This is a genomic window from Anaerocolumna aminovalerica, from assembly GCF_900115365.1.
GTDB lineage: Bacteria > Bacillota > Clostridia > Lachnospirales > Lachnospiraceae > Anaerocolumna > Anaerocolumna aminovalerica.
Genome location: NZ_FOWD01000022.1, coordinates 11,929 through 23,690, shown reverse-complemented (window position 1 = coordinate 23,690; position 11,762 = coordinate 11,929). Strand labels below are relative to the sequence as shown.

The window sequence follows — 11,762 nt, the reverse complement described above, 5'->3', positions numbered from 1 at the left end:
TTAAATATAATAATATTTTACGGCTGTATTGGCAGAGTAAAGAAAAATCGTACGCCATCTTTCGTATTTTCTACGCCATAAACTGCATGATGAAGCTCCAGTATTTCCTTGGATATGGATAGTCCAAGACCTGTACCTGCTTTGGATGTCCGTGCCTCTACCCGGTAGAATTGATCCCATATCTTTTTTCTGTATTCCTCCGATATGGGGTTCCCCTGATTTTCTACGCTGATTTCTGCAGTCTGTTCATTGCATTTTACAGCAATTACGATTGTATGTCCATTTTCAGTATGCCTAATTGCATTACTTAGAAAATTAGTGATAACACGGCTGATTAGACCTTTATGACCAACTACCATTTGAGAACAAATACTTAATGTAAGAGAGAGATTTTTCTTCTTTATTTGCTCAGCCAGTGACCTGCATACTTCGGTAATCGCCATATCTATTTCAAAAGGAGCCATTTCAGGCTTATAGGTACCAGATTCAAACTTAGCCAGATCCAGCATATTAACAACCAGCAAGTCCGTCCGCTGTATTTCGTCTTCCATGGCCTGAAAGTAATGTTCCCTTTTTTCAGCTGCAATTCCGTCTCTTAAAATAGACAGACAACTTTTCATAACAGCAAGAGGCGTCTTCAGTTCATGAGATACCCCTGCAATAAATTCCTTCCGTATAGTTTCCAGCTTTCTCTCCTTATCAAGATCCTGTTTAAGCTGACCAATATATGTTTCCATCTGATTCGACAGGTAGTTAATTTTTTGGGATAGCTGACCAATTTCATCTGCAGAACGTACCGGCAGCTTTTCTGTAAAATCCATGTTTGCTATTTTCCCTGTTACCTGATTAATAGATATCAGTGGTTTTGCCAGCCACTTTGAAAAAATAAATGCTAAAAATATAATACATAGAAAGGTAAATCCAAAATAGTATGGATAGAATTGCCGTATAACCGCCACTGCTTCATCTACCGGCTGAAGAGAAGTCATAGCAAAAATATATTTCGTTACACCATTTTCAATAACTGGTTTAATAATGATCTTATATTCTGCAAAATTTTCTGTTGCACTGAGTTCTTTCGTATGCTGAAGGGGTTTCCCATTGTCCGCCAACAGACCAACTTGAAATTCTTTTACCTGTTTTATAAAATAATGTTCATTGTAAGGAAACAAAATATAGGAACTTTGCTCAGGGAATTCAGTTTTCGTTATCCTTCCTCTTAATATGCCAGTGATAAGGTGATTATAAGCTTTATCTGCATAAGGGCCATGGAGCTTGTTTGCAATATCTAAATTTACCGCTCCCGTGGAATCAGTCTGTATAAGATAAGGTATCCTTTCGTCTGCTATATTCACTGTATCTATAATCACTTCTTCACCTGCCTCTAATAAAGAGAGTACATCTGAAGAATATTCTCCTTCAAAGGAATACATTGGAATTCGCAAAGTACTCTGGGATTCATTCTGCAATTCCACTTCGATATAGTAATTTTCCACATCACAAATGCGTCCATATTCATCCAACTTAGTAATCCAAACATGGTTATTCCTATATAACTCTCCAGATGCAGCTTCCCCTCCTTTTTTTATTGCTATTTCCGAGTATTCGTCCATATACATTCCAAGGGTATCTGATTTCTCATTAATATAATATTTCTCAAAAAAGTAATTTTGCGTGATTCCAACGAATAAGAACATGGTAGAGAATAATAAAACTGTCAGAACAAACCATTTAAAAACAATACTTTTCTTCATATCTGTTCCTCTTCAAATCTATATCCAGAACGGATGACCGTTACAATACAGCTTCCCTTATTTCCCAGCTTGGCACGCAGGTTTCTGATATGGCTGTTCACTGTCTTTTCATCACCATAAAAATCATATCCCCATATTTTAGAGATTAATTGCTCTCTGGTAATTACAATTCCTTTATTTTGCATTAAGTAAAGGAGAATCTCAAATTCTGTATGTGTGAGATTTATTGTAATACCATCAACAGAAACAAGCCTTGATCCTATATTTATGACAATACCACAAGCGGACAGGTGTATTTCTTCCACAGTACTTGAGTATTTTTCAAGAAACCGTTTCACTTTTGCCATTAAAACGCGGGGGCTATAAGGTTTAATCAGATAATCATCTGCTCCCAGCTCATATCCCAGAAGGGAGTCATCCTCATCTGAGCGGGCGGTTAAGATAATTATAGGGATACCGGAACTTTTCCGTATTCTGCGGCATACTGACCAACCGTCAATCTTTGGAAGAACAATATCTAAAATAACTAAATCAACGGAATTTGTTTGAAACAGCTCAAAAGCTTTTTCACCATCTGCAGCCTCTAATACCTGATATCCATCCTCCATTAGATAGTCTACTATCACTTCACGTAAAATATCTTCATCTTCAACAACCAATATTTTATTCATCCCATGCCTCCATCTGTGTCATTACAAGCTTAATTAGAATTAACATTAGTTAGTCATAAATAGCAGTTCAAGGTTTACTATTTTCATTTTTAATTGCAACCTATACTCATCTATGAAGGATTACTATATTTCATTAGATAATATAACCCTTCACTGCCCATTTCTTCTTTTTCAATTTTCCAATTGTGGGATTTGTAATAATTAAAAGCCTTCGTATTTGATTTTACACATTTTAAGGTTAATGGCAGCCCTACCTTTTTAATGGCTTCATTAACAAGAACTGTTCCAACACCTTTACCTTGAAAGTCTTGTAGTACAAATAAATTATGAATAAATTTATCTGGTACCCAAATTGATACAAATCCAACAATTTTATTTTTTATAAATGCAGCCAATATTAGCTCATCTTTTGTACTTTCGTCAAAATCTGATAATTTCAACTCTTTTGGATCTATCCAGTGAAAAGTATCTCGGCGGACAGTAAAGAATATATCCCGTAATTCTTCATAATTTGTTTGTTTGGCTTCTAAAACTAAAATATTATCTTTCATTTATACCTCAATTGTTTAATAATTTTTATTAAATTGTGTAGCTAGTATTAAATATTAATGAATCTTTTACCTATTCAAACTCGTCTCTCTTTGGTACATAAGGGAGTTTCGTCAAAGATAAATGTTACTTCAATTTTAAAAATAATTATCTATTCTACAATAAATAATTATTTTCGTCATTGGCTGATTCCAATGTTCTAATCTCAAAGGATTTACATCCTGAAGCAATAAAAGGATCCGCTTTTGCTATATTCATGGCTTCAGCCAAATCTTCAGCCAAGAAAACAACCATTCCTCCTGGATAATCCGTGAAAGGCCCGCAAAGTACAAGTTTACCTTGGCTCTTTAATTTTTTTAAATGCTCCACGTGGCTTTTTATGAGCTCCTCATTGAGAGGCTTTATGTTATTCATTAAGTATACATACATTATTGTTCCAGCTCCTTTGTATTAAAGATTTCTAATTTCAATTAATCTTAAGATTCTTAAGCCCAGCATAATAATAAATATTTTTGGCTCTACTTCTGAGAATCAAGAATGAATAAAGATGCGTCATGTCCCATGAATATTTTACTTCCAGTATAGAAAGTTTTAGATCGAATATTCCTGTATCCTATTTTAGTCATAATATCCGTTAACTCTATTTGGTCAAATCCGTTATGAACTATATCTGAAACTATTTCTTCATTTTTATTAAAATCTACAATTAGTAAATGTCCGCTTTCTTCTAGAACCTCATATAATCTTGATAACACTAATTCAACATCGCTAATATGGAGTAAAACCTGAGCCATAAAAATATAGTCAGCATGTAAATCCAAAAGACTATCTTTTTCAAAGTCAAAGCATAGTGTATCTGCATTCTGTATATTAGAACCGGATATTTTTTGCTTAATTTGATTAATCATGTTTTGTGATGTATCCAGAAAAAGCATAGTATTAAAATCCTTTAACAAATCCATTCCTACAAGACCAGTTCCACACCCGAAATCTATAGCTTTCTTGCTTTTAGTATCAAATAAACATTCACGAATGGCATCTGATGATACCTTAGCAATTTGGACTCTTTCAGAGGTGTCATATATATTAGCTATCATTTCAAACTTATCTGTATTTCCCATCATTTCCTCTCCAATCCACCATGAAAAATTTAATGTCATCTGTTTAACTCCTTAAGGAGCCTGACTGTATTTGTGTTTCAAAGGCACTTCGTAAGAAAAAATACCTGAATAGCTGATTTGGCTTTTGTTTCCTGATATTTCTCTACTTAACTGCTGGTACTAATGGAATGTTTTCATAATAAACTTTTGATATATCTAAATTTTCAATATACTCTTTTATTAAGTTTATAGTATTTTCCAATTCAGTAATTGATAAATTGTCCAGATCGGAATCGGTCTTTCTGGTTGTCTCCACATCGAAATATTTTTGTGTGATCATCATATTGGGTATTTCCATTTTCTCAAAGGAGAAATGGTCGCTTGAGGATTCAACCTTAACAAAGGTTTCCAGTTCAGGGAATATCCTATGCCATTCTTTGGCCAGGGAATTTTCTACCCCATCCACTGAGTTGTGTACAATATTAATGTCGTCAGCAAAGTAAGGAGTTGCCACAATTAACTCCTGCCCATTCTTATATCCCACCATATCAACATTAATACATGCTGCTATTTTACTCAATTCTTCTGAACTTAAGGATGATACATAGTACCTGGATCCATATAAAAACCTTTCTTCCGAACTAAAAAATATAAATCTTAGATTAAAAGGAAGATGTAATTCAGAAACCAGACGTGCAACTTCTAATAGCGTTACTACTCCGGAAGTATTATCTATAATACCAAGTTCTTTTGATACCGTATCATAATGGGCAGTCATTACAAGGACTTTATCTGTCTCTTTTCCTGTATTAATATCTGCTATAACATTATGCCCTGTTCCAATGGCTTCACTATTATAGGGATTTAAATTAAAATAATCGCCATTTCCTGATGCCATTATATCAAACTCATAAGCAGGGAATTCTTGAATGTGGATATTATATCCGTAGCTCTCCATTTGTTTCTTTAAGTAGTTCGCAGCCAAAAGTTCACTATCCGTATTCCATTTCCGGCTACCGTTTTTTATAAGCTCCTGTATATTCTGCTCTATAATTTTGGCATCTGCTTTTTTTGTTTCTTTTAGGGTTTCCTGTGAAGATGTCTGCTCTTCAGAAGTTACTATCGTTGAATTCCCGTCTTCTATTTCAGCAGCCGATACATCTGTAATATCAGGTTCCTTTGATTCTGAATGTTCATCTTTATTTTGACAGGCTGCTAAAAATACAGCTATAACCATAACTGCAGTTATCACTTTTAATTTATCCATTTGTTCCCCCTTTAACTTCTATATATGATGTAATAAAACTCCATTATGGGTTCTGTTCCATCCACTATAATTTCACTTTAACTTCTATATATGATGTAATAAAACCCGTAAATTTCTCACCAATCTATGGGCATATTTGTCCGGAAAATTTATATCTATAAATTTATCATTTGTATGCATAAATAGCAAGAGGTTACTATTATAAGTAACCTCTTTTCTTTCTTAATCTTCATTACAAGTTCTTAAAATAGATTTTCCTTTTTAAGATAAAAGAAACACTGTCTCTGCATGCCTAAGTCCATTGTGATATACCCGAACCCCAGGTAATGGGTGCTCAAGGGTTTCTTAGTCCTTTGAATCGGGTCCACACATTATAAGCTGGAATAAGCCATCTTTCATATCTTCTATTTTAAATGTAAAGCAGGATCAACCGGTGGTTCTACCTTATCCGTTAATTCATCTGCAACTCCTTCAAGTCTTGCAAAGCTTGTTCTGGAAAGTTGTTCTGCATCCGTATCTTTCCTGATAAGTCCTAGATCCTTCATATCAAAAATATTTCTTGTTAATGCTTCTTTAACTCCGCTTACAGAAGGGAGATATTTAAAATGTTTAATTGTAGCAATATCAATTTCCAAATCCCCTACAAGCCATTCATTATCTAACTGAATTTCAGCTGCCAGTTCTTTATTCTGATCTACCCATACTGAAGCTTTTTGTATTGCAGTTACTATTTTGGCTAATTTATTAGGCTGTTTTTCTATGGTTTCATTTCTTGCCCATAGTGCACAGCAATATTCATCTTTTAACAGCTCTGAGGTGGCAGAATTAAATATGGAAATACCGGTTCCTTCATTAACAAGTATGGTAGCCTTCGGATCACCAATGGCTATAGCGTCCACAGCTCCTTCTTTTAGAGCAATGGGAAGATTATCTTTATCATATACAATAAATTCAACCTCCATATTATCAGCTGTAGAACCAATTCCTTCACTTGCCAAAGCGCGCTGTGTAACAATATGGTCTGATGAAGCCAGTTGGGTAACACCGATTCTTTTGCCTTTAAGATCCGCTACACTTTTAATCCCTGAACCAGCACCTGCTATGATTTGAATACACCCCGTATGTATGCCAAGCACAGTTTTCGCTTCCAGCCCATTATCCAAAGGAGCAAGCATAGCTGCAACTAGACCAAAGCTTACATCAGCCTGCTTGGTAGAAAGCATTTCAACCCCCGGCGTACTTGAAGTCACATATTCATAATCCACACCTTCCACTAAACCTTCCCCTTCAAAAAACTGAAGCTGTTTGGCTATATGCAGAGGAATGCCACACAAACTGGAACCATATAATATTTTAATAATTCCATCTTCCAAAACTTTATCAGAAGTTGTATTCCCATTAGCAGCAACTTCTTTCACTTTATTTTCATCAGATGCATTATCTCCATTTTCTTTTGCTTCTTCTGTTACAGCCACCGTGCTGTCATTGACATTTGTTTTTTCCGCCTTCTGACAGGCAGTAAATAAGAGTGTAAACAATGCCATTGTTAAAAAGATTGCTGTAAACCTTATGGCCTTTTTCATAGATTTTCTTCCTCCCATACTTATTTTCATTTATTTGTTAACTCCATAATTTTTTCATTTTATAATTTTTATTGTTTTCTCTTTCCATCCCCATATCTACAAGTAAAATTCCGGCTGTTGTACTTTTCCGGTAAAATCCAGTATCTGCAGTATTTTTGAACGAAGCTGCAAGAAATCCCCACTGTCTCTTTGTCTTCCCAGACTCTCATTCCTTCCTATATTCACATCTATGATTCTTTCTATCCTGGCAGGTCTTGGCGTCATAACAAATACTCTGTCACTTAAGTAAATAGCCTCATCCACATCGTGAGTGACCATAATCATCGTGGTTCCCCTTTCCTTCCAGATTCTTAGTATCTCATCCTGCATATTCATTCTCGTAAATGCATCCAATGCACCAAGAGGCTCATCCAGTAACAGTACTTTGGGGTGATTTACCAACGCTCTTGCAAGACTTGCCCGTTGTGCCATACCGCCGGAAAGTTGATGTGGATAGGATTTTTCAAAACCTTTCAGTCCAACAAGCTGTATAAATTCATGAATTTCTTCTTTCTTGTGTTTGTATACATGGCGCACTTTTAATCCATATGCTATATTGTCATGAACCGTAAGCCAGGGAAAAAGAGTGGGATCTTGAAACACCAGACCCCTCTCATATCCGGGACCTTTGATTGTCTGCCCGTCCAGTTTGATATCTCCGCTGTTTGGTTCATTTAAACCTGCTATTAATCTTAAAAGAGTGGACTTTCCGCATCCAGAGGGACCAATAAGGCAGATAAATTCCCCTGCTTTAATATCCGCGTCTAAATTACTTAAGGCAATCACTTTTTCACCATCCGGTCTTATAAATTCTTTTGAAATATCTCTTGCTCTTATATTACCAGTATGGGAATGAATACAGGATGCCTGGGATTTCGTATCTACCATTTAATCACCCCTTTCTGCCAGCTAAGTAACTTATCCCTGACTTTAAACTGTACTGTTATAAAGAGGTAGCAAAAACCGGCTATCAGAATAAGTCCTGCATATACATTGGAATAAGCTATCATTTCCTTCTGCCAGTTGATATACCAACCGATTCCTGCTTTTACACCAAACATTTCAGCAGCCATTAGTGCCACAAAAGAACTGCAGGTAGCATTGAAAAGTCCTAAGAACATGGAGGGCAGGGCATCGGGTATAGCAATAAATAATAAGTTTTGCAAATTTGTGGCACCTAATGTGGAGGATACTTCAAAATAGGATTGTTTCACACTTTGTATTCCCGAACTGGTTAAAATCGTAATCTGAAACCAAACACCAAAGGCAATCAGAAAAATAGCCGCCCCTCTGGAGGTAGGAAATATAATTAAGGTAAGTGGTATCCAGGTTGAAGAAGGTATGGGACCTAATATCCTGATTAAAGGATAGATCCAGTAATTCCAATTTTTACTCCAGCCCACCAAAATACCTGTTATAATACCTATTACCGTACCAAATAGCAGTCCTTCCACTAACAAAGTAAAAGAACTGATAAGGCACTTAAGCAGCAGGTTTTTATCTTCTATGTAGACATTTAATATTCTGTTAATGCTGGGAAAATAAATCTGAGGCAGTAACAGCAGCTTCACTGTAACCAGATTTAACATTGTAATAAATACTACTGTTCCTCCAAGAAACCAGCCTTTACGTACATAGCGGTTTCTTGTTTTTTCATGGAATATTGAAATCAATAAAAGTAATAGGGAAACTACCGTAAAAGTAATTAGAACACTTTTAAAATTCGTTAAAGTTCTGTACTTTGCATCCATATGATTCGGTATAAGTATTTCCGTCAGAAGGGCGACAATTAATGTTAAGCTGGGAATGGCTGATCTGTAGTCAAAACGGATCTTTTTATCCCTTAATATTTCTTTTCTTTCAGCCAAAATTTATTCCTCCCTTTTAAAAATCTGATTCTTGTAAAATTTAATAATCTTAGCCAAAGCTACATCTATTGGCCCGGAATTTGTAAGAGGAATGAATCCATAATGAACTAGTAATTTTTCAGATCTTCCTCCTATTTGTTTTACCAAAATAATATGACAATCATTCAGCGCTTTTATTTTTTCAATAATGTTATCCTCAAGATGATTTCCACATTGCTCCAGATGAACTGTAATTCTCTTTTCAATCACTGTAGTCTCACCGTTTTCCTGGTTTATTTCCACTATTTGAAAATGACCGCAGGTGCCGAAATGTTCCGTTATATTCTTGCCGTCCTTTGTGCCGATTGCCACACGGTACTTCATAAAACACCTCATTTCTACTTTCAACTTTCCTGTCTGCCGGATACCTAATACCAGATTCTGCTTTTTTGGGCAGAATCCGTATTAAATAACTCTGTTGAAAGATATCTCTCCCCTGTATCCGGTAATACTGCCAGAACCGTTTTCCCTTTGTTTTCCAGCCTCTTGGCTATTAAGGCTGCCGCAAATGCCGCCGCTCCGGATGATATTCCCACTAAAAGTCCTTCCGCCCTTGCAAGAACTCTGGCAGTATCTATTGCTTCTTCATTTCTTACTCTATATATTTCATCGATAACGGATAAATCCAATATTTCCGGAAAGAATCCTGCACCGATTCCCTGAATCTTATGGGGACCGGGATTTCCTCCCGAAAGAACAGGTGAGGCTTGTGGCTCTACGGCTATTACTTTTATATCCGGATTTTTCTCCTTTAAGTAAGTTCCTGCTCCTGTTATGGTTCCTCCCGTACCTACCCCTGCAACAAGAATATCTATCTTTCCCTCTGTTGCTTCCCAGATTTCAGGTCCGGTAGTCTCTTTATGTATTTTAGGATTTGCTTTATTCTCAAACTGTTGTAAAATCAAACTATCAGGGATTTGAATATTTAATTCTTCTGCTTTCCTTATTGCCCCTTTCATACCAAGGGTACCTGGTGTTAATACCAGTTCTGCTCCAAGTGCCGTAAGAAGGCTTCTCCTTTCAATACTCATGGAATCCGGCATGGTAATAATAAGTTTATATCCTTTTGCGGCTGCCACAAAGGCAAGCCCTACTCCTGTATTTCCGCTGGAGGGTTCTATAAGAACTGTCTCTTTCTTTAGAAGCCCTTTTTCCTCTGCTTCTCTTATCATTGCATAAGCGATTCTGTCTTTTACACTTCCTAAGGGATTAAAATATTCCAGTTTCAGAAGCAGTACTGCATCTTCTATTTTAGCCAGTTCAGAAAATGCCAAAGGTTTTAAAATAGGTGTGTTTCCAATTAATTGGGTTAGATTTTCTACAACTTTGCTCATTTTTTAACCTCCTTTAATAGTTAGCTGCTTCTTTAATATTCTCTTTCGGGTCTCTTTCATACCAGTCTTTGCTTAAGGGCAACGAAATATTAGAAGATACATTCTTAAAGAAATTAGTATTCTTAAGAATCTTAACCGCTTTTCTTGCCAATTCAAATGCACCGGAATATCCCATATAATTTAAAGTCTGGCCAAATAAAGGAAAGTTTGGTATGCCAAGCTTACTAACCCATCCATTGGCATTTAAATGCCCGATATATAAATCAGGCTGCAGACGTTTTAGTAAGTTTAGTTCCTCAGCAGGCATACCTGCTGCCACCTCGATTACAAGTCCGGGCTCATTAATATCATCCAGTATATCTTCAACAAACCGGTCCACATTATGGGCTTTAACTCCAACTAACTCCATACCAAGATAATAGAAGAATTCCGCTGTAGTTATGATTCTTGTTTCTCCGCCCCCAACAAATACACTTTTCCCCTTTAAGGCTTCCTTCAAGGGTTTCAAAGAAGCTATAAGCTGTTGATTTTCAAATTTAATTAATTTCTCTGCCTCTTCTTCCAAATGAAAGTAAGCAGCAATCCGGCGAATCCATTGGTTGGTATTCTTAATACCGATAGGAAGTGTATCTATTAAATAATCTGTACCAAAGCGTTCCTTTAAATGCCCTAACAAATAGTCATCGTGAGTAGCGCAAATACTTACATTCAGGGCCGCCTCTCCTATTCTTTCCAAATCACCCAATGAAGAATGAAGGGGCAGCACTCTGGGTATAAGACCTAAAGCACTGACAAGCCTTGACAATTCCACTTCATCACCGTTACTGTTTGAACCCACATTAAAGATATTGACAGTACGGCTGATTCGATATTCCTCCTTTAAGTCCCTGTCTATTATAGGAATTACCTTTTCATACTTTTGAGCAGGATTAATAAGATGTCTTAAAATTCCATGGTAGGCCGAGTCATAACCAGAGGCCACGTATTTACTCTTAAAGCCCTCGCAATGAACAGGAACAATCTTAGCAGATATTCTGTCAGATAATTCTGTTACCAAAGAATCAATGTCATCTCCTATAATCCCGGGCACACAGCCGTTGGCAATAATAATAGCCTCAGGATGGTATTCTTTCTCCGCATAAAGAATGGTTTTTCTTAATTTGTCAATACCTCCCTGTACAACATCCAACTCGTTCAGGTTGGTATGAAGCCAGATAAAGTCCTCATCCACTTTACCTTTGGAGGCTCTCATAGTTTTTCTAAGCCCGCCGCTTCCTACAAAATTAGAACAGCATCCAAGGGGAGAATGTATAATCATAACCACATTGGTCAAACTGCTTACGATACCTACCGCAAGAGTTAACTGACAGCCACCGCTTTGTGAAAATCTACGGTTTTGCAGCTGAGCACAACCGGATTTCAGCCCATCTTTTAATTCACCACAGGAACCGCAAAAAGCGTGACAGACACCGATTCTTTCTTCTCTGGTAGGTGGGGCATCCGATGTTAAATAATTATAAGTAAGACTGTTAACATAACTTGAATTTGACATATTTTT

General features: G+C 36.5%; 12 protein-coding genes. All 12 read right to left on the bottom strand.

Annotated features, from left to right (window positions below; genetic code table 11):
* Nucleotides 1-17 precede the first annotated feature (17 nt).
* Nucleotides 18-1,754, bottom strand: a complete 1,737-nt coding sequence (locus tag BM183_RS12705; RefSeq protein WP_091687250.1) for a sensor histidine kinase — start codon at nucleotides 1,752-1,754, stop codon at nucleotides 18-20.
* On the bottom strand, nucleotides 1,751-2,425 hold the full coding sequence (locus BM183_RS12700; RefSeq protein ID WP_091687249.1) for a response regulator transcription factor: 675 nt from the start codon (nucleotides 2,423-2,425) through the stop codon (nucleotides 1,751-1,753). The genes BM183_RS12705 and BM183_RS12700 overlap by 4 nt, the downstream gene beginning before the upstream one ends.
* Before the next feature lie 110 nt (nucleotides 2,426-2,535).
* The gene (locus BM183_RS12695) at nucleotides 2,536-2,976 is read right to left on the bottom strand and encodes a GNAT family N-acetyltransferase (RefSeq protein WP_091687248.1); all 441 of its coding nucleotides are present in this window, start codon (nucleotides 2,974-2,976) and stop codon (nucleotides 2,536-2,538) included.
* A 154-nt stretch (nucleotides 2,977-3,130) separates the two neighbouring features.
* Nucleotides 3,131-3,403 (bottom strand): YciI family protein, encoded by a 273-nt coding sequence (locus tag BM183_RS12690; RefSeq protein WP_091687247.1) that lies wholly within the window; start codon nucleotides 3,401-3,403, stop codon nucleotides 3,131-3,133.
* Nucleotides 3,404-3,492: 89 nt separating this feature from the next.
* Entirely contained in the window at nucleotides 3,493-4,134 is a 642-nt protein-coding gene (locus tag BM183_RS12685) for a class I SAM-dependent methyltransferase (RefSeq protein WP_330392422.1), read from the bottom strand.
* 103 nt (nucleotides 4,135-4,237) lie between these two features.
* Complete coding sequence (locus BM183_RS12680) at nucleotides 4,238-5,341, bottom strand: M28 family metallopeptidase (protein WP_091687246.1); 1,104 nt, start codon at nucleotides 5,339-5,341, stop codon at nucleotides 4,238-4,240.
* 404 nt (nucleotides 5,342-5,745) lie between these two features.
* The gene (locus BM183_RS12675; protein WP_170848002.1) at nucleotides 5,746-6,924 is read right to left on the bottom strand and encodes an ABC transporter substrate-binding protein; all 1,179 of its coding nucleotides are present in this window, start codon (nucleotides 6,922-6,924) and stop codon (nucleotides 5,746-5,748) included.
* Between the two features lie 96 nt (nucleotides 6,925-7,020).
* Nucleotides 7,021-7,851, bottom strand: coding sequence for an ABC transporter ATP-binding protein (locus BM183_RS12670; protein ID WP_091687244.1), 831 nt, complete (start codon nucleotides 7,849-7,851; stop codon nucleotides 7,021-7,023).
* Nucleotides 7,845-8,831 carry an ABC transporter permease gene (locus BM183_RS12665; protein ID WP_207650148.1) on the bottom strand — a complete coding sequence of 329 codons (987 nt, stop codon included), beginning with the start codon at nucleotides 8,829-8,831 and terminating at the stop codon, nucleotides 7,845-7,847. Before BM183_RS12665 ends, BM183_RS12670 begins: the two co-directional genes overlap by 7 nt.
* Nucleotides 8,832-8,834: 3 nt before the next feature.
* Nucleotides 8,835-9,194 (bottom strand): NifB/NifX family molybdenum-iron cluster-binding protein, encoded by a 360-nt coding sequence (locus BM183_RS12660; protein ID WP_170848001.1) that lies wholly within the window; start codon nucleotides 9,192-9,194, stop codon nucleotides 8,835-8,837.
* Between the two features lie 44 nt (nucleotides 9,195-9,238).
* Complete coding sequence (gene cysK / locus BM183_RS12655; RefSeq protein ID WP_091687242.1) at nucleotides 9,239-10,204, bottom strand: cysteine synthase A; 966 nt, start codon at nucleotides 10,202-10,204, stop codon at nucleotides 9,239-9,241.
* Between the two features lie 13 nt (nucleotides 10,205-10,217).
* Nucleotides 10,218-11,756 carry a nitrogenase component 1 gene (locus tag BM183_RS12650; RefSeq protein WP_091687241.1) on the bottom strand — a complete coding sequence of 513 codons (1,539 nt, stop codon included), beginning with the start codon at nucleotides 11,754-11,756 and terminating at the stop codon, nucleotides 10,218-10,220.
* Between the last annotated feature and the right edge of the window lie 6 nt (nucleotides 11,757-11,762).